The sequence below is a fragment of the Mucilaginibacter conchicola genome (genome assembly GCF_003432115.1).
GTDB classification, from domain to species: domain Bacteria; phylum Bacteroidota; class Bacteroidia; order Sphingobacteriales; family Sphingobacteriaceae; genus Mucilaginibacter; species Mucilaginibacter conchicola.
Genome location: NZ_QWDC01000005.1, coordinates 19,739 through 46,676, shown reverse-complemented (window position 1 = coordinate 46,676; position 26,938 = coordinate 19,739). Strand labels below are relative to the sequence as shown.

Below are 26,938 nucleotides of genomic sequence, written 5' to 3'. Positions count from 1 at the left end.
GACAAAGTTTTCAGTCATATTACGAAGAGATTTATCAGGCGGTAATATTAAATGTTGAACGGATTAGGCAACGGAAGACCGATCTTCATTTTAGCGTTTGGTCGTCTTACCAGGAAAGGGACTTTAAAATATTGAAGTCTTGAAAATCTTCAAGCAATTGTCCTTGCAGCACTTTTTTTTACATACATTACAGATTTGTTATAAGGCCTGAATTAGCAATGCTTGGACAATATAATTTTAAGTAATGAACGCAAATGCATAATTGTGCTCCTTGCACGCATCTGTTACTTCTATGATTTAAAAAAATGTCTGCGGCAAGAATTTCCTAAGCTATAGGTAAGGAAAAAAAGAAAGTTGATCCGGTTCCGTTTTCACTTTCTACCCAGATACGGCCTTCGTGGCGTTCGATGATCTCAGCACTCAGGTATAGTCCTACGCCGAATCCGGAAATGTTTTTAGTGCCTTCGCCTATTGCTCTATAATAGCGGTCAAAAATCTTGATCTTGTCTTGTGCGCGAATACCTAAACCTTCATCTTGCACACTAAATTGTGCTTCTACTCCGGCGGTTTGACACTTGATGGTGATAAGTTCCCCTTTAGGCGAATATTTCACTGCATTGGAAAGCAGATTGGAAACGACTGAACCGATTTTTTCCCGGTCTGCGTCCACAAAAATGGATGTTCGATCCTCAAATATGAACTTATGGCTGCTAGCGGTCAGTCTCATTTCATCTATATATTCGTCTATCAGCCCGCAAAGTTCAAAACGATTTTTGACGATTTCTAGTTTGCCGGATTCCAGGCGCGACACGTTGAGGAAACCGTTGATCAGATTACCCATTTTTTTTGCCTGTAACGCAGTTTTTGCTAATGCCTGGGGAATGAATGGGTCAGTGCTGTCCTTCAGTTTCTGTTGCAGCACCTGCACCAGAGCGGTCATGGAGGTTAGCGGAGTTTTCAATTCATGACTGGCCATGCCGATGAAATCATTCTTACGTTCTTCATCGCGTTTTTGTTCAGTGATATCGCGGGCGATTTTTGATACACCGATCACCTTACCTTCTTTATCTTTGATAGGGGAAATGGTAAGTGAAACATTGATCTGACGGCCGTCTGCTGTCTGGCGGATAGTTTCGTAATGGTCTATCTTTTCACCTTTGCGTAAACGATCAAGGATCAGCGGTTCTTCATGATGCAAATGCGCAGGCACCAGCTTTAATATGGGACCGCCGATCACCTCTTCTTCCCGATAACCAAAAATGATCTCCGCACCACGGTTCCAGGCGGTAATAATTCCATCGAGGTCCTTACCAATAATGGCATCGTCTGATGATTCAACGATAGCCGCCAGTTTTGCGCTGCGTTCATCTGCCTGCCGTAGTTCTTCATTAGCTGATTGCAATTCCTCGTTTGTGGCAGTGATCTCTTCATTCATGGCCATCAGCTCTTCGTTCAGCGCCTGGGTTTCCTGCTCGCTTTTTTGCAAAGCCTGCGTGCGCTGTGTAACGCGAACTTCGAGTGATTCATTGACCGCTACCAGTTCGTCACGCGCCTCTGCGAGTTCTTCGTTGATCGATGTTAACTCTTCATTGGCAGCGGTGATCTCTTCGTTTGCGGCGGTTAGTTCCTCGTTCAGCGCTTGAGTTTCCTCTTCACTTTGCTCGAGATTTCGGCGCAGCTTTTCGCGTTCGGTGACTTGCCCTGTTACATTGCGGTAAGAGTAAAAAGTAATACCAAGTGCCATGATCAGTGCAAAAAGTATAAATGGAGGTACCAGGTCGGTATACTGTCCAAAACGTTCCTGGCGTGATTTTAATAGGATCCGCTCGTCATATTCTGCTTTTCGGACCGCATTTCGCAAAGCATCCATAGCGGCTTTTCCTGCTTCCAGATCATCCGACAAGATTGTCGCACTATTCTGTTTTTTTACGACGAGCTGCTGGAAGATGTTGAGCCTTTGGCGAAGAATGCTTTCGATTTCCTTAAGGTTTTTTTGCTGGACAGGGTTGTCTGCAGTTAGTCCCCTGATCTCAACGGCTAGGTAGGCTGCTTGTTTATTAGCGCCATTAAAAGGCTGAAGATATTTTAACTGTCCGGTCAGCAGATAGCCGCGCTGCCCTGTCTCCGCATCTTTCATTGTAGATAAAAGTTGCTCAAGCTTTTGCATGACTTCGCTGCTGTGCACGACTGCTCTATTGGAATTGATCAAACTATTTAAAGTGAGCCAGGAGACCAGGCTGACAGTGATAAGGACAATTATAGAAAAACCATAACCCAGGCGGAGGTTACGGTCAAAGCTGTTGATCATGTAAGGTAGAATTAAACGATAAAGATATCATTTTTTTAACTCTGTAATCGACCCAAAAGCCAATAGCCTCTCAAGCATGCCAGGTTCTTACCGCACAGGCGAAATAATATTTACCAGCATTTTTAAAAAAACTGTTAAGTAAAAATGTAGGAATTTGGTAACTCAAAATTTGCCTGTTGACGCAAGGTTCAAAAATGATAGTACGGAATATATTGTGATACATTGATTGCATTTTCTGCACGAAGCAGGATGCCTATTTAAAGAAATTTTTCAGGCTCGAGCTAGCCGCTATTAACACCTGTTAATTGTTAACGGGTTTAGGCCAACAAGGACTAAGCGAAAAGACTGGCCAACATGCTTTGAAGCAAAAAAGCTTATTTAAAATTCCTTCCCTTATGAAAATGATCTTCGGTTTGTTGCGATTTCAGGGGTTTTTCCATCGGAACGAATGGCGCGGCCTTTTCATCCGCCCGGGATAAGGTCAAAACAGGCTGCTGCTCATTGCGGATCGCGGTGAGATCACCAAGAAGTTTAGTAACATCGAAAATTCTTCTGACAATGATATGGGTAACTTCCGTACGTTCCACCACGCCTTCAACCATCAGTAATCTTGCGCGCAGGATCTCTTTACGGTACTTATCGAAAAGTTTCGGGAACACCACGAGATTCGTTGTCCCGGTCTCATCTTCGAGTGTGATGAAACAAACGCCTTTTGCTGTGCCGGGCCTTTGCCTGATCAGGATAAGACCTGCCGTTTTGATCAGCTTTTTATTTTCGCTTTGGTTGGCATCCTTCGCTGTTATTACGTGCAACAGATCGAGTGTGCCTCTGATAAAGCTCAGGGGATGGCCTTTGATGGACAGCCCTGTGGTCGCGTAGTCCTGCACGACGTGCTCTGATAGTTTTAACTCGGGTAAGCTGACCTCAGGTTCGTGCATGCTTTCCGATGGCTGGCCCTGCATCAGCTGTACAGGGCGGTCGTGCAAGGCCGCAACTTCCCAAAGGGCGCGTCGCCTGTCCAGGTCCATCGAACGGAAAGTATCTGCGTTGGCCAGTTTCTCCATCGTTGCGACACTTACGCCGGCATCGCAAAGCTGGTGCGGTTCTGAGTAAGGAATTATCCTCCCTGTGATCAGTTTATCTATTTCTTCCTGCCTGATGCCGTCGATCTGTCGAAAGCCCATCCGCATCGCAAAATATTTCCCTTGTTTTGCTTCCAGCGTATTGTCCCATTGAGAGTGGTTAACATCTATCGGCAATATCTTAACATCATGTTCCCTCGCATTTCTTACGATCTGCGCAGGCTGGTAAAAACCCATTGGCTGGCTGTTGAGCAAGGCTGCACAAAAAACTTCAGGATAATAATATTTCAGCCAGCAGGATACATAGACCAGCAAAGCGAAACTGGCGGCGTGGCTTTCAGGGAAACCGTAGCTGCCGAAACCTTCCAGCTGTTTGAATATCCGGCGGGCATATTCCTCAGAATACCCCCTTTGGGTCATTCCATTGATGAGTTTATGCTCAAATTTGCTGACCATTCCGTTGAACTTGAACGTGGCCATCGTGCGGCGCAGCAGGTCTGCTTCACCAGGGGTAAAGCCTGCTGCGACGATGGCAAGTTCCATGGCTTGCTCCTGGAATAAAGGTACGCCAAGCGTCCGCTCGAGAATAGAGCGGATCTCGTCGTTTGGATAATCTACCGCCTCTTCTCCATTCCTTCTCCTGATATAAGGATGCACCATATCACCCTGGATAGGGCCGGGGCGGACTATGGCCACTTCTATAATCAGGTCATAAAAGCAATTTGGCTTCATGCGCGGCAGCATGGACATTTGGGCCCTGCTTTCGATCTGGAAAACGCCGAGGGTATCCGCCGCGGTGATCATTTCGTAAACTTTGGGGTCATCCTGCGGGATGTTGGCCAAAGTCAAGGTTTTGCCGTAATGCTGTTTAACCAGGTCAAAAGCCTTGCGGATACAGGTGAGCATACCCAAAGCCAGGACATCGACCTTCATAAAGCCCAGCGCATCAATATCATCCTTGTTCCATTCGATATTGGTACGGTTTTCCATTCGTGCATGAAAGATCGGGCAAAGGTCGCTGAGCTTTCCATCCGTGATGACGAAACCGCCGGTATGTTGCCCCAACTGTCTCGGGAAGCCGATCATCAGCGAGGTGAGTTCAATAACTTTCAACAAATGCGGATCATCGGGATTGAGGCCCAAAGCAGCTACCTGTGGTGCCGTGATCTCCTCATCGGAAAGGTCGCCAAATGCATCGGAAAGAATCTTCGTCGTATCTACTGATAGCCCCATAGCACGGCTTACGTCCCGTACCGCACCCTTGTAATGCAGCATCGTTACGGTCGGCAGGATCGCCGCCCTGTCGCGTCCGAAACGGTTAAAAACATATTGGATCACTTCCTCTCTCCGTTCATGCTCAAAATCCACGTCGATATCCGGTGGTTCGTTTCTTTCCTTGGAAAGGAAGCGGGCAAAGAGCAGGTTGGATTTATCAGGGGCGACGGAGGTAATGCCCAGCACGAAGCAAACAGCAGAGTTCGCCGCAGAGCCACGGCCCTGGCAAAGGATGTTTTGCTTTCTTGCCCAACTGACATAGTCTTCTACCGTGAGAAAATAGTTCGGCGTATCAGTATCGGCAATGATATCCAGTTCTTCCTCGATCGCTTTTTTGACTTTGAGAGGGATCTCATTGTTATAAAATTCATTGGCCCCCTTCCATGCGAGGTATACTAACTGCTGTTGCGGCGTACGGCCATCGGTCGTTAGTTCCTTTGGATATTGATATTTTAAGGACTTCAGGTCGAATCTGCAGCTATCCGCGATATGACGGGCGTTGGCCAGTGCCTCGGGATAGCTGCGGAACAGGCGCTCCATTTCGGTGATCTCCTTCAGATGTCGCTCGGCATTCTGATGCAATTTGTAACCTGCGTTGAAAATGGTGCATTTCTCGCGGACACAGGTGAGCACATCCTGCAATTCACGGCGGGATACATCATGGTAATGGACATCGTTGGTAGCAACAAGCGGAACACCTAATTCTGAGAGCAGGAACAGCCTTTTGGCATCATCACCCGTATAATACCGTGTTGCTGCCAGGTAAAGGTCGGGCAGGTTAGCTTTGTAATCCTTCACATGGTGGTGGAATACCAGTTCGAATTCAAAATCCTGGGTAAGTTGTTCGGGCGGTATAACAATGAAATAGCTTCCCTCAGCGTGTTCGTAAACGTCCTTTTTGGAGATAAAACATTTTTCTTTCTCCGCACGGATATTGCCAAGGGTAAGTAGAGCGGATAGTCTTGCATAAGCTTCCTTATCTTTCGGATAGGCTAGTAAGCTAGGCCCGTCGAGGAGGTCCAGTCGGACACCTGGGACCAACCTGATCTTCCTGTCATTGGCGACCACATACGCTCTTACCAGACCGGCAAATGTATTCCGGTCGGTAATGCCGATCGCATCATAACCGAGGTCAGCCGCCTGATCGACGAGTTCTTCCGGGTGGCTGCCGCCACGACGGAAACTGAAATTGCTGGTCACCTGTAATTCGACGTAACTCATGCGAAAAATCCATGTAAATACCAATGCTGGTTATTTTCGGCACTGTAATGCCCTGAGCGAAAAAGCCAGTAACGACGACCGCTTTCATCTTCTGCTACGTAATAATCACGGTGTTCACCCGGATCCAGCCACCATTCCCGTTCGATACGTTCCGGACCATCCGCGCCAACGATCACATGCTGTTGCCCACGCCAGATGAACAGTTTTGGCGGATAGTCCGGTGTTAAAGCCATCGCCTCGATAGGCTCCGGGCGGTCGAGCAGTTGCATTGGACGGGGTTTATCCGTGCGCCACTCACTTTCGGGCGCTTTACGCAGATCTGCGTGTTGTTCTGCTGTTCGTTCCGGCCAGTAGTGTTCGCCGGGAAGATAGCGGTGGATCTGTGCTGCCCCGATACGCCCGGCAACACGGTCAAGCAGCTCGGCGACCTCTTCTGTTTCCGCGCCGCCCCTGGATGACCATAACTGGCTTTGCTTATCGCTTACAGGTTCTGTATGTATTGCGTCCAACAGGAACAATTCGATGCCCATTCCCGGGGCAACGTTATCCAGTTTGATAAAAAATAGTTTGAATAAATGCTGCGTTCTGTTGCTCGCATGATTGGTGCCGATGGTTATACTCCCGTTCTTCCCGTCAATACGGTACCAGCTGAGCATTGCAGAGCGGATACCTAAACCCTCACTATATAGTCTTTTGCAGAGATCTTCCAGTAACCTGTTGAGTCCGATCTCGATCGCCGGTCGTGTTCGGACAGGGTCAAGGCAGACTAGGCGCTCATGGTAAGGAACAGGTTCCCTGATCGGGAAAAGGTATTCAGGTTCTTGTCCAAGCGCCTGTTGAAGGCGAAGTACCATGTCTTTACCAAAACGCCGGCGCAGGACTGATTTAGGCATATGGATGAAACCACTGATCCGGGTTAACCCAAGATTGCGCAGCTTGATCAAAAGGTCAAAAGGAAGGCGAAGCGCGGAGGGAGGCAAGGGCATCAATGCATTGCGATGATCGCCTTCTTTTACGATCAGGCCGGCGGTCGCAAATCTTGCAACGCCCCAGGCGCTACCGATCGTATCGGCAATCCCCGGACGAATATCGTAGCCGATCTTCCTCAGGCGTGACACGATCTCTTTAAGATAAGCTGTTTCACCACCCTTTAAGTGCGCACACCCGGTAATATCCAGCAATAACCCGTCAGGGGGATCAAGTTGAACGAGCGGCGTGTAGCGTAGGAACCACTCGGCAAGGCCTTTCAGCAGTTTGATATTTCGTCCCGGTTTAGCGTCAAAAACGATCAGGTCAGGTGCAACTATTCTGGCATCTGCGACCGTCATTCCTTCAATAGCGCCAAAATTTCGGGCTTCTTCATTTGCTGCGATGATCAGTAAACGTCCGTGATCGGGTTCTGCAAAAACATAGGCTTTCCCTTTCAGTGCGGGCTCGCGGATCGCTTTCTGATCGGTTAACAAATGCCGGAACCATATAGATGCGAAACGCTTAGGCATAACGTCTGCATTCTGTAAGTACGGGTAACGTTTCAATGGTGCGGAACGAAAGCTTTTTCCATTCTACTGTCCAGCTTCCCGGTTTCCCGTTTCTTATTTTCTGTAATTCTACCTGCCACCTGGGTTGACCAACCCCAGGCATACCCTCCCGAAGTTTACTGCGGACCGGCCTGACCTGCCAGCGGGTGATACACGCGGTCGTATTGATCTTTTTGACATCTTTCCGCAGCAGAAACCCCGTGACACGGCTTTTTTCGACCGCAAGTTGCAGACGCCTGGATTCCATGAAGCTCAATTCTTTGATCTCGCAGATCACTGCGGCAACGCCTTCACATTTCAATGCTTCCTCCGTTACCCAAAGGACATCCTTTTGGGCCGGAACATCCACAAATATGACCTGGTCCGGGTCGACACCGAAAAGCTTTAGCGCCGGCGGATAGATACGGCGAGTATAGCTGATCCAGAGACATGCGCCGCCATTGCTGAGCAACTGGTGTACAATTCCCGAAATAAATCCGCCGCAGGCCGCAGTATCTTCGGGTGAACTGCTGATAAATTCGTGAACTGCGCCGGTCGGAAATACGCCATTCGGAAAAGATTTGGCGAGCACGCCCAAACCCAAATCACCGCTCGTGCCGGGTACAGGAGGGCGGAAACCTTCCCATCGTATCATGTCCTGACGTAATTTACTGATGATGTCTTCTTTTGTTGCAAGCATGATTCCACAAATTTGGCCTACAAAATTATGCTAATATTTTTAGCATTTCCTATAGGTTTTACAAATTATTTTTCATTTTTGTTTTAATATGGATCAGGAGTATTTAAACAAGGTCTGGACATTTCTTAAACAGGAAATGCCAAAACACGGGAATGATCTGCGCCTGGACGACGGCGTTTTTGTGTTCCGGATGCCGGAAGGACAAAGTTTTCAATCTTATTACGAAGAGATTCATGAGGCAGTAAAAGCACATATAGAACGTATCCGCCGGCGAGAGACTGACCTTTCTTTCAAGGTCTGGTCGCCTTACCAGGAAAGAGATTTCAAAATATTGAAGCCTTGAAAATCCTTAGTGCATTGCCGATGGCCGATGGGGCAGAAACGAGTAACAGGAGTCATTTTTAATTATCATAAAAAGACATGTACGATATTACGCTGATATCAACGGTACACACAGAGCGGGGGAACTGTACCTCGGCGGAATTATATAAAATTATATCAGGCATAGCACCGGAGATAATTTTTGAAGAACTGCCTGACAACCTATTTAAGATTTGTTACGACCAGGAAATACCCATGGAGGTGCTGGAGTTGAAATGTGTACACAATTATTTAAAAGACTATCCGGTCAAACATTTTCCGGTAGATATTGACATAAGCGCAACCTTGTCTAATTATCATATCGATTACATGTTCAACGAATTCAACAGGTATGACGCTTATAGAAAGATCGAACGGCAACAAGTAACATTGACAGAGGAACAAGGGTTCGGTTTCCTGAACAGCAGCTATTGTGCGGAATTGTTCGCCGAAAAAGCTGCTTTGGAAAAACAGCTTATAGCATTCTCAAATCAAAAAGAGTTCCTGGCAGATTTTTACGACCGCTTTCACAAAGAGCAGGAGAGCCGGGAGATCCGGATGATCGAAAATATTTATAACATCAGCTTTCATAATGAATATCATCAGGCAGTATTTTTACTGGGTAGCGGCCACCGAAGATCTTTTGAGAAACTTGCTTTCAAGTTCAATGAAATGAACGATCTAAAGCTTAACTGGAAGTTTTATAAAGAGCATCAGTGAGCGGATAACTTGTAGGGTCAAGTTGATCGATAATATTTTCAGGATGCTTTCTCAGTTCTGCAAATTTGGTACACTGATTGCAAAGATTAGTTCATGAACACAAATAATCACCACGAACCTATTGAAAAGCTGACCGGTCCTGATGATATCATAGATACCAATGTCGACGATGGGGATTCCACAAAGGATGCCGTACAGGAAAACCTGGAGGGTGAAGAGCCCTCTAAAGAAGAAACAGAGACTGATCCAAAGGATGCTGATGTCTCGCGAAGCGAATAAAGCGCTGTGACGAAGGATAAAATCTCCGTCTAAGTTGATCTATTGAACCCGACACTCATAAAAGAGCAATGCCGTTATCATTATGCTTGCTTAGTCAGCAATGAGCGTAGGGGCGTGTATGCGTGTGCCGAGTTTTTCATTTAGTCTGTCGATCAGGTAAACGCAAGCTTGAGGCACATGTCGCTCATCATTTTGATGCATAAAGAACCAAAGTGATCGAAGCCCCATATCTGCCCATGTTTTGATTCGTTCGGCCCAGTCATCCATCCTTTTGTAATCCGTAGGGTCAAGGTTGTTGCCAACAAACCGGATAACAGCATCAGTCGTTGTTAGTTCCATGTGAACGGCATCCCTGCGTCCGGATGTGTCGCTGATGATCGTACCGATGCCAAGTTCCGACAGCAATTCAAAAAAAGCATTCCGTTGCTCAATATCTTTAAACCAGTTTTTGTTCCTGACCTCTACACTGACTTTTATGCGCTTATCCAATGATCCAAGATAGGCCTTAAGATTTGAGAAACTTTTGGGCGAAAAATTATCCCCCAGTTGAAGCAGCAACGGTCCCAGATGATCTTCAAAGCCCGCTAAGCTGTCATAGAAATCCTTCGTCGGGATCTCAGCGTTTGCCAGTCGGCGAATATGGGTGATCGTTTGCGGGAATTTCGGGCAAAATTTGAACGACGGCGAATCCGACACCTGCGCAGTCCAACGGCTTATTTGATCTTTATCATAGATCATATAAAAGGTTGGGCCAAATTCAACGGTGTTGAAGTGTTGACTATAGATGCCTAAAAACTGATTATCGGGCGTCTTTTTGGGATAAATAATTCCTGTCCAGCTTTTTTGACCCCATTTAGGGGCACCGATATAGACTTGTAGCGAATCATTTGAAGGATTTGCTTTGAGTGTTTTTATTGTTCGTGCAGTGTCTTGCGGTAATGCAAAATCAACGGTTTCCAGTGAATCGTAGACGTGACCAAATTCCATAAAAGCAAAGTAAGCATCAATTTCGGGATAGTAAGAACTATATTTGAACATGGATGTCGATAATCCTTTTTTCCAGTTCGAGCTGATGTATGCTGACCAAATAGTTATTTGTAAAGTGATCATGCAAACCAACGGTTATGAGGTGTTATTCGACGGTCGCTGGATGGCAGCTGTTGCTCATACCGAGGATTGGAATTGGGTACAGGCATCAGGGGTGATATTGCCACAAAAGATCATTGATGAGATCGGTTTACGAATAGAAAGCGAATATAAATAAAGTTTAATGCCATGCCGGAAATACCTGATCTGAACATTTTTAGAAATAATCTTGCAAAACAACTGGTGGGTCAGAAGCTGGCCCGAATTGATCTTCTGGTGACCAGGCGGTTGAAGGACGAAGAGAATGTTTTTCAGGATGCATTACAAGGACAGATCCTGGCTGGAATAGAGCGGGTAGGCAAGGAACTTCATTTCTCATTTGAGAACCAGCATGTTCTGGGCCTTCATCTGATGTTGCACGGGTCAATGCATTGGTATACCGGGAACAACGAAAATAAGTTTACCATTGCGGAATTGATGTTTGGTGACGGGACAGGACTGGCGATAACTGACTGGCAGAAAGCGGTAATATTAACGCTTGATCCAAGGCCTGTAAAAGTTCCCGATGCGTTGATTATTCCACCAGCGTACCTGTCGGCGGCACTTTCAAAAAGTCAGAAGCCGATCAAGACGGTGTTAACGGATGGGAAAACAGTTGGTGGGATTGGAAACGCTTATGTTGATGAAATACTCTACGAAGCAAAAATCTCACCTTTATCCAAGTCAGATAAAATACCTCATGACCGTATCGTCAGACTTGAGAGTGCGATCGTGACGGTGTTGAATAATGCTGAAGCCCATATACAACAGAATTTTCCCGATACGATCAGTGAGAAGGAGCGCGATTTTCTGCAAGTGCATCGGCCAAAGCAATCGGTTACGCTGTCGGGCGAGGACATTTTGAAAATAGAGATAGACAAGCGTAAAACATATTTTACAAAAAGCCAGGAACTTTTTGATTAGTCAGAAAGCTATATGAAGTTTGTTGCAGAGTTAAAATATTCTCTTCACAGAAACGGAACTACGACCAATTTGTCTGTGTTTATAGGCTAATAAAAAGTACAACATTTTTTTTAAATGTAATTGGCTGGTATCACCATTTATACCATAAAATCCTGCTTTTCATGAGGCAAACTGTAAAATATTTCAAATATTTGTTAGTTAATTAAGTTATCAGTTCAGACTGAATAATGTGCAATTGATTTGCCTGAACCGCGAGGGGTCAGGCTTATTCTATGAGAACATCGATTGCCTAATTCGGAAACTTATCGCGTAACAGATTATCGATCAACGTGCTCTATGGTTTTACTATCTTAGAGTTCGTATGCCTTGAATTCTCGTTGGTCAATAATTTCGAATTTTCAACCATGTAGCTTTCAGCTTAAATTCTGGTATTGTCATGAAATTTTGTTTCAAAAATGCTGAGAGGTTATTCATCGCTCCTGGAATAGAAATACGCCGTATTATATTTAGCTTCTGAAATAACAAAAGAGGTTTGCATTTGCGCGACCTCAGGGAGATTACTGAGTTTCTTTAGCAATAATTCATTGTAAGCATCCATGTCCCTAATGGTAATACGCAGTAAAAAGTCAAAGGCTCCTGTCAGATGGTAACACTCCATTACCTCGTTGATCTTTTCGGCCTGTTTCATGAAATTTTCCAGGCTTTCCTGTGAATGCACCTTTAGTATAACCTGTGTGTAAGCAGTTAACCCGCGGCCGATCTTCCTGGGGTTAAGCAAGGCTGTGAAGCGCCGGATATATCCTTCGTTTTGCAGCTTTGCCAGCCTTGAATGTATTGGGGTGATTGACTTGTGTACGTGTTGAGCGATCACCTTATGTGGCATTCTTCCATCTTGCTCCAGCAAACGGAGAATCTCAAGGTCAGTTTTATCTGGTCTAAAAGGATTGTTCACAGGTTACAGGCAATGAAGAGTTTAAAAAATTTTGTGCGGTACGGACCATTTCGGCCGACCCCATCACGACAGGGGCCCGTTGATGAGGAGATGACAGATCGATCTCGAGAATATTTTTTGGTCCCGAATTCGCCAGGCCTCCGGCTTTTTCAATAATGTAGGCCATAGGGCGACATTCGTACGCCAATCTCAATTTCCCACTAGGCGCAGCTGTTGTTGCGGGATAAAGGAATATCCCCCCGCGGAAAAGCGTCCGGTGAATGTCTGCTACCATTGATCCGATGTACCTGGCGGTGAATGCAGAGCCATAGAATTCCTCCTGTTGGCGGCAGAATCGTAGATAATTTTGGGTGCCCCGGTCAAACTGGTGATAGTTGCCGTCATTAACGGAATAAATGCTGCCGTTCTCCGGAATACGAATGTCAGGGTGTGAGAGAATGAATTCGTGAAGGCTGCGGTCGAGTGTAAATCCATTGACCTGGTCTGATAAGGCCATTACAAGCATTGTTGCCGGTCCGTAAAGAAAATACCCGGCAGCTACCTGGCTGCCTGAATCCTGCAGGACAGCAGCAGGATGGTTAGGTGATGCACTTTTGAACCGGTCGTAGATACTGAAAATACTGCCTACCGGAACATTGACATCTATATTTGAAGAGCCATCCAACGGATCAAGTGCGATGATATACCGGGCTCGTTGGGATAAGGCACTCGACAGCTGTATATAATCTTCCTGTTCTTCCGATATGACGGCAAAGCAACTGTCACTGTCCGTTAACGCATTGAGGAATTGTTGTTCTGCAAATTGATCCAGGTAATGTTGAATTTCGCCATGAAGGTTTATGCTTTCAGCAGACGGGCTCATCAAATGTAACTGTCCGGCCAGTTGATCGCTGATAATGATCGCTGCTTTGCTCATATGTTCGAGAGCTGTTATCAAATCCTGATTATCTTCGTTCCGGCCTTTCATGAACCGGTATAAATTGATCTCTTTTGGCATGGCTTAGTGTATTTAATACGATTTTGAGTGCTCGAATTAGTACGGCTAACATAGGTAATATTTAAGTTGATAGGCAACATGATTGATGGAGGTTGAAGCGTGTCTAAGTGTATTTGATCATCGAAAACGATCAATAATTTCTGGATTTAAACAAAGTAGCGCGCAAAACAAGAAAAAAAGTAGAATTTCAGATTTTTTGTAGTCACTTTTTCTAAAGTTTAACCGCAGTATGGCTATTTCTTTGGGTTAGGGCAACCTTTGCCTAACCAATTCGACCACTATGACCATCTTCTCATTTAAAACCCATATCCACTATCAGTTATCGCCCGAGCACCTGACATTACAAGCTTTATCCAGAGGCCATGCGATCGAAAGCGATTGCGGGGCATTGGTGATCAGTACGGGAAAATTTACAGGAAGGAGCCCCGCTGATAAATTCATCGTTAAAGAAGCGGGGACCGAAAATCTCGTCGATTGGAACCATCTGAATCAGCCGATCAACAAGAATCATTTTTTTAAATTGCTTACCGATATTACGAACTACATCGAGCGCCTGCCCGAAGTCTGGATAAGGGACGTTACCGCTTGTGCAGATCCCGCTTACAGCCTTCCGGTCAGGGTGATCACTGAAGATCCGCAAAGCAATCTTTTCGCATCCAATTTATTTATTGATGCCGCACCGGGAAGTGACGTGCCGGAACACTGGCATTTGATGCATGCACCGGGTTTTTTGGCTGATCCTGAGCTGCACGGAACGAAGAACAGTAATTTTACCGTGATATCTTTCGAGGCCAAAACGATATTGATCGGTGGCAGCGCTTATACCGGGGAGATCAAAAAATCGGTATTCAGCATTCTGAACCTGTTACTCCCGGTCTATAAAGATGTACTGGGAATGCACTGCAGCGCGAGCGAAGGAAAAGAAGGTGTCGCTTTGTTCTTTGGCTTAAGCGGTACCGGAAAGACGACCCTTAGTGCTGATCCCGGTCGGCGTTTGATAGGGGACGATGAGATCGGTTGGTCGAACAATGGGGTATTCAATCTCGAGGGCGGTTGTTACGCAAAAATTCAGGGTTTGACCGCAGAGCGGGAACCCTCGATTTATCATGCTGTAAGAACAGGAGCATTGGTAGAGAATACACTGTTCCATCCGGGCACGAAAAAGATCAATTTTGATGACGTTACATTAACTGAAAATACTCGGGTGAGTTACCCGCTTGACTTCATACCCGGAGCAAAAATGCCCGCTGTGGGAGGGCACCCGAAGAACATTTTCTTTCTTACCTGCGATGCGTATGGCGTACTCCCGCCACTTAGCCGACTTACAAAAGAGCAGGTCCGGGACTTTTTCCTGACAGGATACACCGCCCGTGTTGCAGGAACGGAACACGGCGAGCGTGAACCGAAACCCGTTTTCAGCCCCTGCTTCGGCGCTCCTTTCTTACCGTTACCGAAGGAACATTACACGAATATGCTTTTGGATAGGATAGATAGTTTTCAACCCGTTGTCTGGCTGTTGAATACAGGATGGACCGGTGGGCCATACGGCATTGGTAAACGCATAGGGCTTGATGAAACCCGCGCATTAGTACGGGCCGTCTTATCAGGCGAATTGGATAAGGGGATGTATAAAAAGCACACATTTCTGGGACTGCGGGTGCCGTTGAAATGCAGTGGGGTGCCCGAGAGTACCTTAGATCCGCGGGCGAACTGGCCGGATCCGCTGGCCTACGATGACGCCGCAGAACGCCTCGCCGGGCAGTTCGCTATGGAACTCAATCAGGGTTTAGTAGCCTGCCGCTAAAATTACTGCGTAGATCAATGCCTCGACCATGTTCATTGCATTGCCGGGATGATTGACCCAGTGATGGTCTTGCTTTATAAAAGTATAGGGCGTGTTGTACATTGTGATCTTTAATTCTTCGGGTTCTTTTGAAACAATGTAAAAGTAATACGTGCGGTGTTCGTGATGGGCTTCGAATCTTTCGGACATACGGCAAAGTTAGGGATTCAGCTTATTGTTAGGGAAAAATTTTAGCGGATTTAAGAACAGGCAGGGATTTTGCTGTAGATCAGCAACAATTGAAACGCCTATGTATGAGCCAATAATAACAACATTGACCGATGAGGACGGTAAACCGGTGCTGGTTCATGTTTCACCGGTGCATGAGGTCGTAGAGGGAACTGAAGGGAGAGGATATGAATGTCGCGGGGTTTACGAACTGACCATTAGCGATCCCGAAACACTCGATAACCGCGATGCCGGGTCCATCGTATTCGACCAGCATGATCACACCGATTGGTTATATGAAGATGGCATCCTATCAGGAGATGAGATCATCCAGGTTGCCGAAGCCATTCAGCGTATTATTGAAAAAGAGAACGGTCCTTTATAAAAGACATAAAGCCTGCGATTTCGCAGGCTTTATGGTTATGCACTGACCTTACGCCCGCGCTGCTTTTTTGCAGGCAGCGCCTCATTTTGCTGCTGCGTCTGTTTTTGTTCGGTGGCTTTTTTTGCTGTAGGCGTGAGCAGTTCTTCGCGTTTGATACGTTTCATCTGCTGATCATACAAATCCACCGTTTTAAATTGTGGATTTGCCGTAATGAAGAACTTTTTCTCTGAGCCGTCAACCTGGGCGGTGATCTGAGCGGCATTCCCTTTTTTCAGCGAGCGCATCAGGTTTCCCTGACTTTGTCCGCCATCCATTTCCTTGATACCCTTCCCTTTTAGCAATTGCTCAGGATCGTATCCGTAATTGTCGTTCCATTGCTTGAATTTTTTGTTGCCTCCCTCTGTAAGGTTTTCCCCGTCGAGCTTGAGCCAGGCATGGTACTTTTCGCCCTCTTTGTTGAACAGTTGTTTGTAAACTGCACGATCCTCCATTAAGTTGAAAGCTTCCTTAGCTGTAATGCCGTTGCCTTTATTGATGTAAAAGGTTTGCTTTTCATCAGGTTTTTCATTTACTGCAGCGTCGAATTTATTGAGGAAGTACATTTCATTCTCACTGCCGGCTTTAAAATGCAAAGCGTAAGCAACGTCTTTCTGGTCGTAAGTTTGACTGGTGAGCAGGGCGAATTCCGGCTTGTTCTCGGAAATGTTTTTTTCCAATAAAGTGTTAAGCTTTTCGCCGAAACCCAGGTTCAGCAGCGTCTTGTTCAGAAATTCTAAATTTTGCGTGTTCATAATATTTGATTTTAAGTTATTGATATGGTGCTTGACCTCAGGCAAGTTCATTGGGTAATTGGGATCCCGGTCCGGCATGGTTAATATCGTAAGATGCATTAATTCGCTTGCGACAATGGCGGGTACATCCGGTTCGAGCAATTGAAACATTTGTTCGTTTTGCTTACCCGCTACCGGCACCGATGCTTCGATCGATAAGATCTGGTAGCCATTATGCAAAGTCGAGTCGAACATGATGTCGAGATCGGTAGCATACTCGTTTGTCCTGATATTAAATAGTTGAGGTCCGTTGAGTATCTGGGTACGAAGTTCATCAATGACAGCAGGTGAGCTTAAGCCAAGCTCTGCCAGCTGCATTTTGAGTTCCTGAAAGTTTATCGATGGATTCATGACTGTTTATAGTTTGACATGTCTGCGGTTCGAAACTTTTCGCTTCTGCAACGAGCCGGGAGTGAGCCCTGGTTCTTCGGCAGCTTTTTGTCGTAAGCTATTCTGATTCGCGATAGGTGAAACGTTTAATTTTTCTACATCAGTGACCCTGATACACCCGTTTGCGGGGTCAGCTTGCAGACTGACAGGCCTGGTGATTTTTCCACTTTTAAGCACCACAGGCACTGTATGTCCGTTTTCTAATTGATTGATTATTTTTCTTCCATCTTCTAAGGGAATACCCAATTCGTTTAATATGGTATGCAGGTCAAAGGGTTTGTCGGGATGGTACGATTGGACACCATATTTCCCCAGTTCAAGCCAACGCTCAGCAGACCTGCCTTCTGCGTTAAGAAAGTGTTGTTTGATCGCTTTCCCTTCTAAAAGATTGAGCATTTGCGTCGCCTCGATTCCCGGCCAATTTTTGAGTTCAAAGGAATGTGAGCGCACTGATCCACCCTTTTCAAGCAGTTCAGCTGCGATTCGCTCCAGAAAATAACTACCCTCAATATTTTGCTGAAAATGGAGACGGGCAGTAAAGCATTTAACTTCATTAAGTTGGCAACTTAGTGGGATACTGACCAGCCTTGATCCGTCCTGCAGATACTGATCAAGCTTGCCGTTAATATAATTGAACCCACTTTGCCGAAGCTGCTCGGTTAGGGCATTAAAGTTGGCGTTCTTTATTGCTGCCTGTCTGCTGAAGTGTGCCGGTCCATCTAACCAGCGATCTTTCAAACGCATAAATACACGTAGAAAAAGGTTTGGATAAAGTTCTCTCTCAAGACGGGCGATCTGCCGTTGCAGCAATACAATAAAAGGCATTTCATCTGAACGGGCGATCTTTTCAATCCTATTCTTCTCTCTGCGCAGATAATTGAGTCTTAAAAGACTTACACTTTCTGCGTCCATTTTACTATGCTGGAATGTTTTCTCAAGATCTTTTTGATGGTCATCCCAGTCATTCAATGCCTTGAGAACCCTGTTTGGAAGATGGTTCATATTATCTGTTGATTTTTAGCAATACCGGGAATTGGTCTTTTAGCTTTACTTTGACCTTTTTTAACTTCTTGCCAAAGAGGTTTTTCGCTGCATTTACCCCGCCCGCAGCCGCCTGGCCGGCGATGGACTGATCCATTGATAATACCTGCATGCTTTGTATGGCGTTATCCGCCCCGTAACTTGCCGAGCCTGCCAGCTCTGCTTCTGGAGCAGGTATACCCGGCATACCATCCTGGCTGAATACGGTCAGGTCCACCGGAATGATGTTGTTCTCTGTTCGTATGTTCCTGATGGTCAGCAAAAGACGCTGGTTGGTCACCTGGCATGCCCCGAAAAGAAGCTGTCCCTTATTGAGCAGTTGATTTTTGATCGTGGTCGTATCGCTGAGCCTTAACCGGACGACAGCTCCGTCAGCGACCTTTTGCTTCCCATCGATCACCGCCGGGATCGCCCGGAATGGTTTCGTATCAGCAGGAAGTGATGGTTTCGCCTGCGCCGATTCCGGGTTTTGAATGGCCTGGATCTTATCCAGCATCTGGTTAAGCTGTCGCATTTCCGGGTCTGCCTGGCCACTGTTCATCGATTTCATCATTTTGTGCAACCTGCTGACATCCTCACTTTGACGTTCCGGAACACCCCTCGCTTTTTCAGGCGGCGGCATATTGATCTGTTTATTGATAAGCGCAAGTTTCTGATTGATCCGGTCAGCAGTTTCGCCCGCTTCTTCGCGCTGATCGCTCGCTGGTCTTGAAAACCCCGGTTTTGCTGTTGGATCTGCCAGTCCCATTTCTTTGATAAATGCGCTGTTTACACCTTCCCCGGATCTTGCGGCGGAATCCAGTTGGGATTGCTTATATAGAGCCAGTTTGTCTTTTCCCTGGTCGTTGTTGAAGCGGGCTTTAGGGAGTGTAGTATTGATCCCGGGCTTAGTTTTCGTTTTTGAAAGCTGCGAGCGGCTGACCCCTCCGCCGAGTGCCCAGAAAGCCATCGTCAGGAAAGGGATGACCAATACAGGAATAATTAACATGAACCGTCTTTTTCTTAAAAAGTCCGGGTTTAACATCGTGCTGCTTTGCGTTTCTTTGGTTTCCATGATCGTTTATTTTGTATTAATGGTATCGGGTTGAATGATCGGCTGTTCACCACCGGGTAGACCGGACGCCTGGCCGATATGTATCATTTCCAACTGAACAGAAGGGTGGGCCGGTATCGGCGAACCTGCAACAAATCCCCTTAGGAGCAAAAAAGAGAATGTCATACCTGCCAGGATAAAGACGGTTTTTTTCCATCCGATAGTCATTCGGTTGAAGAACCGGTCAGCCAAAGTCGCGAGCATGCTACTGAAATGGGCAATTTGCCGCGCGATTATGTAGGCGAAATGGTCGCTTAATGACAGTAAATGCCGTTTTTCTGATGGTGTGTTCACTGTTTTCATATGATTATTTTTTAATGATGGTTGTATCGCTATTCGCCAGCGTTTCCCATTTCTCGATAAGAAAGCCGTGTGGATTGTTGTCGGATCGGCTTACATTGCGGAGGTATCCCTGGGTTATTAAACTCCGGTCCGTCGTAGAAGTGGCACGGATAAGTTTTTCTGTTGCATAACACTTAAAATAATAGGGGTAAACATTCATATCGAGTGCAATGCTGTCGACATTGACCCGCTGGCTGATATTGCCGGAGATCAAGTTATTGAAGTAACTCTTCTCCTTCAGGTCATTATATTGGTTCTTTGCGGTTTCGTCAGCCAGGTACAACGCTTTTCCAATGTTGGCGCTGATCACTTTTTCGTCCGGGTCGAGGTTGAAGAATAGCTGGTGGAAGCTTTTGACATGGTCCCGTGCTTCCACCGGGATGTTATCCTTTCGGTCGGCTGCGAACGCTTCAAGCGCTTTTCCATTTGCGAGGATGTAAATATGTTCGGAAGCCATTTGCGTTGCTTCGAAACTTTTAAACAGCGCAAAGCAGGAAATAATCACGCAACCGGTGATGAGCAGGTAACTGAACCTTTTCACATGGCTGAAAGCGGTCTCGATGTTTCTTAAGTGTGTGAACATGATCGTTTGATTTTATTTACCATTGATTTTATTGACTTGACGCTCATTGCCTGAAGTTTCTCCTGCGGGACGTTCCGCCGAGGTCCAGCCTTCACTAACGTACCTCGGTGTATTCAGGACATTACTAGCACCCTGATGAATTCGTCCTCCTGCGGAAGCTCCGGCCTGCAGCGTTATGGCGCTGCTCATTGCGGTTACTTTATGTAGCAAGCCGTGTGACCCGCCTGCGTTGACGATATAATTGGCGACACTCGGTACGGTAAAGTATCCGATGATGCCAATGAGGAGAAAGATCAGGTATGCCGTATCGGTGGAGCTGAAAAAGGTATCGCCCGTGCTCTGCACCTGACTGATATCCAGCTTTAGCATATTTTCCTGCACCTTGCCGATGATCGAACCGAATACATTGGCCACTGGCAACCATAAAAAGACGTTGATGTATTTTGATAACCATATGGAAAGCGTTTGCTGAAAGCCGTCGTAAACAGAAAGCCCGAAAACAAGCGGACCTAAGATGGCCAGGATGATCAGGAAAAAAGTACGGATGGTATTGATACACAATGCTGCCGCCTGGAAACAGACCTGGAGCACCTCTGACATCCATTGCTTTACAGTGTTCCGGAAGTTGTAGGATGCTTTAGCCATGGCGAATTTCATGTCATTGCCGACACTAGCCCAAATGCCTTCGTCTTTACCTGCAGGGTCGTCCCTGTGAGTATATTTATACCACTTGGCGCGGTCGCCGTCACCATTTTCTCCAACATACATCTGCCAGCTATCGGTTTTTTCAATTGCCTCTTGTTTGGCCTTTAACAAAGCGGATATCGCTGCGTCTGAATTTTTAACCATATGGCCCGTGGCACTGACCGTCGACTGAAGGATGCCATTCATGACGGAAATGACAGTTGGGAACAGCAGGATAGCAAGACCAAGCCCGAAAGGGCGCATCAGAGGATAGAAATCGATCGCCTCGGCGTTCGCGATCTGGCGCCAAACGCGGCTGCCGATGAACCATAGTGCGCCGAAGCCTGCGATCGCACGACCCGTGCCTACAAGTTGAGAACACATGGGCAGCATTTCGTTGTAGACATTGTTCAAAGTGTTTTGCAACCCGCCTATACTCCCGGCGACACCCTCGGCTTTAGAAATTAATGGGAAAAGAATTCCCGTTACCGCAAAAAATGCGGTTGATAAAAGATTTTTTTTCATGGCTTTAGTTGTTTGGCGTAATACCGTAAAGCTGGCCTATGTTATGATCTTCCGACGCTTCCCGGGATCGTTGCATACCCAGCAGTCCCGCACGCCGGTTGAAGTATCTGAGAAAATCCAGCTTATCAGAACTGCTGTTATAGATCCGGTCGATCGCCCTTATCCGCTCCGCATCCGACATTCTTAGCTTACCGGCCGTCAGTATTGTTGCCAGTTCATCAAGGTTGGTCAGGCTCTCGCGGACCAGCTGATCATATACACCGGAGATATAACTGATCTCACCCGGTCGAAATAACCCGCTCGACTTAAAGCGTTTAAAAGATCGATGATACTCTGTAACGATGCTTGCCTGCTGTGTTAGGATATCTGCAATCCGTCCGTAGTGCCTAACCACAGGGCTGACCGCCCACAAGCCGGTCAGAAAGGTATCGTGCAGGTTGAAGTTTCCTTTAGACAGGTTGGAGATCATTCCATATCCCTGCTCGTAGATCTGATAACCTTTTTTCATATCAGCAAGAATGCTTTTCAATTGTGATAGCTTTTCAATATTGAGCAACAATTGCTGCATCTCCTGACTCTGTGCGGACGATCTTTTTCCCGTCAACACAAATAGCAAAAGCATCATCATCGATAGTATAATTTTGATCAGCTTGTCCATTATTATTTTTTTTAATAACTACTGTTGATTTTTCTCTGAAACCTGATGTCTTTCGCCGCTGTTTCACGTTGTAGATTCAGCTGACACACCTGGGCGTTTAGCGTCGATGCGAAAAGATAGTTTGACTCCATTCTTTGATGAATGATCTGGATTCTGCTCATACGTTCCTCATCATCCATTTGTGTCCTGCCATCAATCATTACTTGTTCCAGCGCGGATATCTGGCTTTCGCAATCACGCAGGAGCGCATTGCAGACCCTCGCCAGGTAATACCTTTCTTCGCTGCCTGGTGACCTGACCTTGCGAATCTCCCCGGTCAAGCGAATTATACTTTGCTGCCATTCGATGATTTCTTGAAAGCGTGGATCGTTCCTGAACGAAGGATTGACGGTCCGCAACTTATCATAAAAGACCCGGTGTTCACTAAATTCCTTCCTGAGCTCTTTACCGATGTAACCCAAGCCTCCGTTTGCGATCCGGTAGCCCTTAGAAAGATAACCGGAATAGACCTGAAGGGCGGCTATCTGCTGCAACAGGTATTTTTTCTGGGTGCTCCCCTGAAAGAACCATTCTGAGAACGTCTGCGCCTCAGCGTTGCTGAATGCAATGGTCGCAGCTAACGTCAACAAGGTATACGATAATAAAGCTTTGCTTTTTTTTCGTAGCGAACCGGCTGTTCTGTTGATTTGCTCAATTGATTCCATAGAGATTTTTTATGGTTTTCGTATCGTTTACATCTTTACTTCTTTCGAGGCTCAGCCGGATGTTTTCCCGGTCAAATTCGAGAAGGTCATCATAGTTTTGGTCTAACCTGTTGCCGGCTTTGTTGATCAGCTCTAACCGTTGTTCGTCCGTCATTTGCATTTTAAAGCTATCAATAGCCAATAGTATATGATCGAGATTCTCCAGGCTGGCTTTCAATATTCCGGAATAGACATCTTGTATGTGACTGAGCTCGCCTGGCCTAAAGTGTCCGTCTTGTTGGAAAAGGGACCAGCTACGCCGATAATGCGTCACGATCTTTGCCTGCTTGACGGTTAGATCTTTGATTCGCTGATAATACGCGATCGTGGATTTTATCTTCCAGAGCTCTGTATAATAATCGCTGTAAAGCTTTTGCTGTCGTTGCGTCCAGTCAGAGATCTCTGTTAATTTGAATTTAGATAATTCGTTTTCAATCACTTTTTGCGCGTTCTGCAGCCAGATCGTTTTGTTTTGCAAACGTTGTACTTTCAGGTCGATCGCTTTGATCACCCGCTTGACTGTGATCTTGATAACCTCAGTCGCAACAAATTGTGCCCGAGCCTCTTGTCCGAGAAAGCTGAGAATTAGAGCGATACTCAATAAAACGGAAAGTTTTTTTATCGATTCCATGATACTTTTTATTTTACTTTTTGCGCCGCAAAACGATCGTTCAATTGTCTTTGATTTTTAAGAATATCGCGGAGCCGCTAGTTAGCGTTTTCGACTTCGGATCATAGTAGAATTGTTGAGCGAACTGGTTTTCAGAAAGCGTGTTTTTTTCTTGATCCCAAGTCGCCTGCCATGTCTTTATTTTAAATTCCTTTGGTCTAAGTATGCCATCTTTGATAGGATGGTATCCAATGTGTTCGGAAACGTTATAAGTTTTTCCATCGGTAATAGGACTTATCCTTATTGTGTCGTAAGCTACACTATATTCATTTTTTCCATTATGGACATAGGTGCCGGATAGGTTATTCGAAGCTGGTAAATTGCAGGAGTAGGCTACGATTAATGCGCTGACTGCGATAAATTTGGAGTTTTTCATATTTCTGTTTTTTAGACGTTATTTTCTTGTGTGATAGTAGCGATTGCTTTCTTCATGCTCCCATATTTCTCTGCATACTCCTGAACGAGGGCTTTTTCGGAGGCCTCAGTAGTGTAGGTCCAGTACTCTTCAGGACTGACCTCTGTGCGATAGACCTTGGAGAGCTGGCCATTCAGGCTGATGAATACTTCTTTGTATTTCAGGGTCTCGTCATTGTCCCTGTTCATGCTCATGATCAGGGCTGTTTCCTTGTCGGTGATCCCCAGCAACTGTTGGATCTTCGGAAAGTCATTCTGGTATTTCCGCTGATCCAGCAGGATCTTGCAATCGCTGTTATTGATGATCGCCTGTTTGACCACCGGCGAGCTGATGATGTCTTCAATATCCTGTGTGACGACGATCGCTTCGCCAAAATATTTCCTTACCGTTTTGAACAGATATTTGATGTATTCCGCCATTCCCTCACGGGCGATCGCTTTCCAGGCTTCTTCAATAAGGATCATTTTTCGGATCCCTTTTTCGAGCTTCCGCATTTTAGATACAAAGGTTTCCATGATGATCAGCGTGACAACCGGGAACAGGATCGGATGGTCTTTGATATTGTCGAGTTCAAAGACGATGAACCGCTGTTGCAGGAGGTCGAGGTTGTCGTTCGAATTTAACAGGTAATCGTATTCGCCGCCCTTGTAATATGGCTTAAGCACGAAGAGCAGGTTGTCGATATCGAACCGGTGGTCCTTTACCTTTGATGCCTTCATCGACGTATAAAAGTCCTGCGATAGAAAATCATAAAAGCTGTTGAAACAGGGAAAAATGTCCGGGGCCGACTCCAGTTTTTTGTAATAGTGGAAAAGTGCGTCGGATATGGCAATGTATTCTGATCGCTGAACGCCTTCATCCTCCTTTTTCCAAAGGGCAAGGATCATCGCCTTGATGCTCTCTTTTTTTTCGCTGTCGAGCTGATCGCCCTCACCGATAAAAAACGGATTGAAACTGATGGGCGTCCTTTCACCGTAAGTAAAATAATAGCCGTCAACGAATTGGCAAAGGCCCTGGTAACTGTGCCCCACGTCGACCAATACGATATGGGCACCTTGTTCGTGATAGCTCCGGAGCATATGGTTAGTAAAAAAGGATTTGCCGCTGCCTGATGGTCCCAGGATGAATTTATTCCTGTTCGTGGTGATCCCTTTTTTCATCGGCTCATCACTGATGTCCACATGAACGGGCTGGCCGGAAAGCCTGTCGCCGAGACGAATGCCACAAGGACTGATGCTGGTCCGGTAGTTGGTCTCTGCGTTCAGGAAGCAGCAGGCCTGCTCGGCAAACGTGTCAAAGGTGTCATTCATCGGGAAGCTGCCCTCGTTACCCGGCAATCCTGCCCACCAGATCTGCGGTGCACCGTCCGTCTCGAGTTTGGGTTGCGCGTCCATCTGCGCGAGGGAGGAACTCACCATGTTGCGGATATCCTTCAGCTCGCTTTTGTCCTCGGTCCAGGCGAGGATATTGAAATGTGCCTTTACCGGCAGCCGCTGTTCTCCGATCGCTTCGTTCAGAAAATCCTGTGTCGCATCCCTGCTGATCGCGTTTTCCCGGGAGTAAGCGGATAAAGACTGTAAGCGGAGTTTTTTCGCTTCCAGTTGCTTGATCGTCTTGTCGTTCTCGCCAATGAAAATGAACTGGTTGTAGAGGTGGTCGCACTTCAGTAACGCACCGACAGGCGAGGCGAACCCGGTACTGAACTTTGTTTTGTCCGTACTATACCGGTCGTAAGTGACCCTTGGTCCGCATATAGCAGGCAGGTTTTCCGCATCGCCCAACGTATATAACTGGCATTCATTGTTGCCGATGCTTAGACGCTCGCCGATATGGATATCTTTCAGAACCGGGATGTCATTGCTGCCGGCCAGGAAGCAATATTGTTCAAGCACCCCGGGAGAGCTCAGTGACCCCGAAAGGTCCTCATCCGAGAGCCGCTCCAAACTGACCAGACCGCTGTCTTCCATCAGGCGCACAAACTGCCCGCACCGGTCTTCGAAATCGCGGAAAAGTATGGGTGACGTTGCTTGGGCGGGGGCGATGCGTTTTCTCATCAGTGAGCTGAATGCACTGGTCTGTGGTCTTGATCTGTCATTTTTTTTCGTGAGAAAAAGGTGAGAGTGGTGGGCAAGATAAGCGCGTTCGTGAAAGTGGCGCTCGCTGCTATGCGACAAAAAAGACCTGATCAGATCGTCGTCCATGAACGCAGCTTCATGCCGGGTTTTGACGAACCAATCCTGTTTATGAAATATACTGTTGGCAGGAAGTAATCGAAGCGCTTTCACCCAGCTTTCATGGATCGCATTGAATTCGTCTTGTGACATGGTGAAAACTTCCGGCAATTTAAGACGGTAACCTATTGTGACATCTCCTGCGACGGAAAGCATCGCGTCATTCTGTACTTTATAAACAGGAAATACCTGTTCTGCTGTGCGGTGTGTATTCATGGTCTTGTCTTTAATCCGGTAAATAATTTTCTGTTGCTGAATCTCAGGAAGTCGGGGAGGAGCCGTTTTGCTGTCGCTTTCATCAGCCCGTGTTCGCCGTATTTCTTACTCATACGGAATACCTGGTGGAACAGGACCGCGGTCGCCGCGCTGATCAGGATCACGCATAGAATAACAGGTATCCCGAATAAATAAAGCAGGGCAAAAGCGATGAGCAAGATCACGAGACCCCCGCCCAGGTAACCGATGTATTGTGCTTTCAGTCCCTTGAATTCGATGGGTTTGTTGATCCCTTTATTGATCTTGTAAATAGCCATTGGAATCACATTAAACGCCAAAAAATGATTTTAAAACGGTCGCAACGACGACTAGAAAAATGCAGCTGCCGAACCAGCTCGATGCTACCTTCCCAGTATCATGCTCGCCATCGTTCCATTTCTTATAGACCTTGATGGCGCCGACGAGGCCAACGATCGCCCCGATGGCGTACATCAGTTGCGTGCCCGTACCAAAATATCCTTTGACCTGGTTGGTGGCTTCACTGATACCGGCATTGCCGTCCTGTGCATAGGAGCCGGCTGCAGCGGCGAAGATGATGATGGCCGTCCCCAGCACTTTGTATAAATGATGGCCTGATTTTTTCATTCTTTTTTTCATGGCG

The 26,938-nt window shown here is 46.4% G+C and carries 28 protein-coding genes; 7 read left to right on the top strand and 21 right to left on the bottom strand.

The window, feature by feature from the left end:
• Positions 1-325 precede the first annotated feature (325 nt).
• From D0C36_RS22795 to D0C36_RS22780, 4 genes are all read right to left on the bottom strand, one after another.
• The gene (locus D0C36_RS22795) at positions 326-2,308 is read right to left on the bottom strand and encodes a CHASE3 domain-containing protein (RefSeq protein WP_117394040.1); all 1,983 of its coding nucleotides are present in this window, start codon (positions 2,306-2,308) and stop codon (positions 326-328) included.
• Between the two features lie 374 nt (positions 2,309-2,682).
• Positions 2,683-5,886, bottom strand: coding sequence for an error-prone DNA polymerase (locus D0C36_RS22790; RefSeq protein WP_117394039.1), 3,204 nt, complete (start codon positions 5,884-5,886; stop codon positions 2,683-2,685).
• Positions 5,883-7,385, bottom strand: a complete 1,503-nt coding sequence (locus tag D0C36_RS22785; RefSeq protein ID WP_117394038.1) for a Y-family DNA polymerase — start codon at positions 7,383-7,385, stop codon at positions 5,883-5,885. The genes D0C36_RS22790 and D0C36_RS22785 overlap by 4 nt, the downstream gene beginning before the upstream one ends.
• A complete protein-coding gene (locus tag D0C36_RS22780) occupies positions 7,378-8,103 on the bottom strand; it encodes an ImuA family protein (protein WP_117394037.1) in 726 nt (241 codons plus the stop codon). The genes D0C36_RS22785 and D0C36_RS22780 overlap by 8 nt, the downstream gene beginning before the upstream one ends.
• An 88-nt stretch (positions 8,104-8,191) precedes the next feature.
• Here D0C36_RS22780 and D0C36_RS22775 point away from each other — a divergent pair, with 88 nt between their 5' ends.
• The 3 genes from D0C36_RS22775 to D0C36_RS22765 all read left to right on the top strand — a co-directional run bounded on the left by D0C36_RS22775 (position 8,192) and on the right by D0C36_RS22765 (position 9,462).
• The gene (locus D0C36_RS22775; RefSeq protein WP_117394036.1) at positions 8,192-8,446 is read left to right on the top strand and encodes a hypothetical protein; all 255 of its coding nucleotides are present in this window, start codon (positions 8,192-8,194) and stop codon (positions 8,444-8,446) included.
• A gap of 77 nt (positions 8,447-8,523) precedes the next feature.
• Positions 8,524-9,183, top strand: coding sequence for a hypothetical protein (locus D0C36_RS22770; RefSeq protein WP_117394035.1), 660 nt, complete (start codon positions 8,524-8,526; stop codon positions 9,181-9,183).
• A 93-nt stretch (positions 9,184-9,276) separates the two neighbouring features.
• Positions 9,277-9,462, top strand: coding sequence for a hypothetical protein (locus D0C36_RS22765; protein WP_117394034.1), 186 nt, complete (start codon positions 9,277-9,279; stop codon positions 9,460-9,462).
• A 90-nt stretch (positions 9,463-9,552) separates the two neighbouring features.
• On the opposite strand, the gene D0C36_RS22760 is transcribed toward D0C36_RS22765, so the two are convergent.
• Positions 9,553-10,500, bottom strand: coding sequence for a DUF72 domain-containing protein (locus tag D0C36_RS22760; protein WP_233524558.1), 948 nt, complete (start codon positions 10,498-10,500; stop codon positions 9,553-9,555).
• Between D0C36_RS22760 and D0C36_RS22755 the strand changes: the two genes are divergently transcribed.
• Positions 10,499-10,726, top strand: coding sequence for a hypothetical protein (locus tag D0C36_RS22755; RefSeq protein ID WP_117394033.1), 228 nt, complete (start codon positions 10,499-10,501; stop codon positions 10,724-10,726). The genes D0C36_RS22760 and D0C36_RS22755 overlap by 2 nt on opposite strands.
• An 11-nt stretch (positions 10,727-10,737) precedes the next feature.
• Entirely contained in the window at positions 10,738-11,511 is a 774-nt protein-coding gene (locus D0C36_RS22750) for a DNA-formamidopyrimidine glycosylase family protein (RefSeq protein WP_117394032.1), read from the top strand.
• A gap of 466 nt (positions 11,512-11,977) precedes the next feature.
• On the opposite strand, the gene D0C36_RS22745 is transcribed toward D0C36_RS22750, so the two are convergent.
• Positions 11,978-12,463 carry an Lrp/AsnC family transcriptional regulator gene (locus D0C36_RS22745; RefSeq protein WP_117394031.1) on the bottom strand — a complete coding sequence of 162 codons (486 nt, stop codon included), beginning with the start codon at positions 12,461-12,463 and terminating at the stop codon, positions 11,978-11,980.
• Positions 12,447-13,460: a class 1 fructose-bisphosphatase gene (locus tag D0C36_RS22740; RefSeq protein ID WP_117394030.1), complete on the bottom strand. Its 1,014-nt coding sequence runs from the start codon at positions 13,458-13,460 to the stop codon at positions 12,447-12,449. Before D0C36_RS22740 ends, D0C36_RS22745 begins: the two co-directional genes overlap by 17 nt.
• A 280-nt stretch (positions 13,461-13,740) precedes the next feature.
• Between D0C36_RS22740 and D0C36_RS22735 the strand changes: the two genes are divergently transcribed.
• A complete protein-coding gene (locus D0C36_RS22735) occupies positions 13,741-15,264 on the top strand; it encodes a phosphoenolpyruvate carboxykinase (ATP) (protein WP_117394029.1) in 1,524 nt (507 codons plus the stop codon).
• Here D0C36_RS22735 and D0C36_RS22730 read toward each other — a convergent pair.
• Complete coding sequence (locus tag D0C36_RS22730) at positions 15,247-15,453, bottom strand: hypothetical protein (RefSeq protein WP_117394028.1); 207 nt, start codon at positions 15,451-15,453, stop codon at positions 15,247-15,249. The two genes, D0C36_RS22735 and D0C36_RS22730, sit on opposite strands and share 18 nt — an antisense overlap.
• A 25-nt stretch (positions 15,454-15,478) precedes the next feature.
• Between D0C36_RS22730 and D0C36_RS22725 the strand changes: the two genes are divergently transcribed.
• A complete protein-coding gene (locus D0C36_RS22725) occupies positions 15,479-15,856 on the top strand; it encodes a hypothetical protein (protein ID WP_147322087.1) in 378 nt (125 codons plus the stop codon).
• 35 nt (positions 15,857-15,891) lie between these two features.
• Here D0C36_RS22725 and D0C36_RS22720 read toward each other — a convergent pair whose 3' ends face one another.
• The 13 genes from D0C36_RS22720 to D0C36_RS22660 are packed head-to-tail and all read right to left on the bottom strand — an operon-like array spanning position 15,892 to position 26,934.
• Positions 15,892-17,004 (bottom strand): hypothetical protein, encoded by a 1,113-nt coding sequence (locus D0C36_RS22720; protein WP_147322086.1) that lies wholly within the window; start codon positions 17,002-17,004, stop codon positions 15,892-15,894.
• Positions 17,005-17,043: 39 nt separating this feature from the next.
• A complete protein-coding gene (locus tag D0C36_RS22715; protein WP_117394025.1) occupies positions 17,044-18,078 on the bottom strand; it encodes a hypothetical protein in 1,035 nt (344 codons plus the stop codon).
• Position 18,079: 1 nt separating this feature from the next.
• Positions 18,080-19,171 carry a conjugative transposon protein TraM gene (traM, locus tag D0C36_RS22710; protein ID WP_233524557.1) on the bottom strand — a complete coding sequence of 364 codons (1,092 nt, stop codon included), beginning with the start codon at positions 19,169-19,171 and terminating at the stop codon, positions 18,080-18,082.
• Positions 19,172-19,177: 6 nt separating this feature from the next.
• Entirely contained in the window at positions 19,178-19,513 is a 336-nt protein-coding gene (locus D0C36_RS22705; protein WP_147322085.1) for a hypothetical protein, read from the bottom strand.
• A gap of 4 nt (positions 19,514-19,517) precedes the next feature.
• The gene (gene traK, locus D0C36_RS22700) at positions 19,518-20,135 is read right to left on the bottom strand and encodes a conjugative transposon protein TraK (protein ID WP_117394023.1); all 618 of its coding nucleotides are present in this window, start codon (positions 20,133-20,135) and stop codon (positions 19,518-19,520) included.
• A 12-nt stretch (positions 20,136-20,147) separates the two neighbouring features.
• The gene (gene traJ, locus D0C36_RS22695) at positions 20,148-21,344 is read right to left on the bottom strand and encodes a conjugative transposon protein TraJ (RefSeq protein WP_117394022.1); all 1,197 of its coding nucleotides are present in this window, start codon (positions 21,342-21,344) and stop codon (positions 20,148-20,150) included.
• Between the two features lie 4 nt (positions 21,345-21,348).
• Positions 21,349-22,002, bottom strand: coding sequence for a TerB family tellurite resistance protein (locus D0C36_RS22690; protein ID WP_233524556.1), 654 nt, complete (start codon positions 22,000-22,002; stop codon positions 21,349-21,351).
• 11 nt (positions 22,003-22,013) lie between these two features.
• The gene (locus D0C36_RS22685; RefSeq protein WP_117394021.1) at positions 22,014-22,706 is read right to left on the bottom strand and encodes a hypothetical protein; all 693 of its coding nucleotides are present in this window, start codon (positions 22,704-22,706) and stop codon (positions 22,014-22,016) included.
• Positions 22,693-23,376, bottom strand: coding sequence for a conjugal transfer protein TraI (locus D0C36_RS22680; protein WP_199502125.1), 684 nt, complete (start codon positions 23,374-23,376; stop codon positions 22,693-22,695). Before D0C36_RS22680 ends, D0C36_RS22685 begins: the two co-directional genes overlap by 14 nt.
• Before the next feature lie 40 nt (positions 23,377-23,416).
• Complete coding sequence (locus D0C36_RS22675) at positions 23,417-23,791, bottom strand: hypothetical protein (protein ID WP_117394020.1); 375 nt, start codon at positions 23,789-23,791, stop codon at positions 23,417-23,419.
• Positions 23,792-23,802: 11 nt separating this feature from the next.
• Positions 23,803-26,277, bottom strand: coding sequence for a TraG family conjugative transposon ATPase (locus D0C36_RS22670; protein ID WP_117394019.1), 2,475 nt, complete (start codon positions 26,275-26,277; stop codon positions 23,803-23,805).
• Positions 26,274-26,594 carry a DUF4133 domain-containing protein gene (locus D0C36_RS22665; protein ID WP_117394018.1) on the bottom strand — a complete coding sequence of 107 codons (321 nt, stop codon included), beginning with the start codon at positions 26,592-26,594 and terminating at the stop codon, positions 26,274-26,276. Before D0C36_RS22665 ends, D0C36_RS22670 begins: the two co-directional genes overlap by 4 nt.
• Before the next feature lie 10 nt (positions 26,595-26,604).
• On the bottom strand, positions 26,605-26,934 hold the full coding sequence (locus D0C36_RS22660; RefSeq protein WP_117394017.1) for a DUF4134 domain-containing protein: 330 nt from the start codon (positions 26,932-26,934) through the stop codon (positions 26,605-26,607).
• Positions 26,935-26,938: the final 4 nt, after the last annotated feature.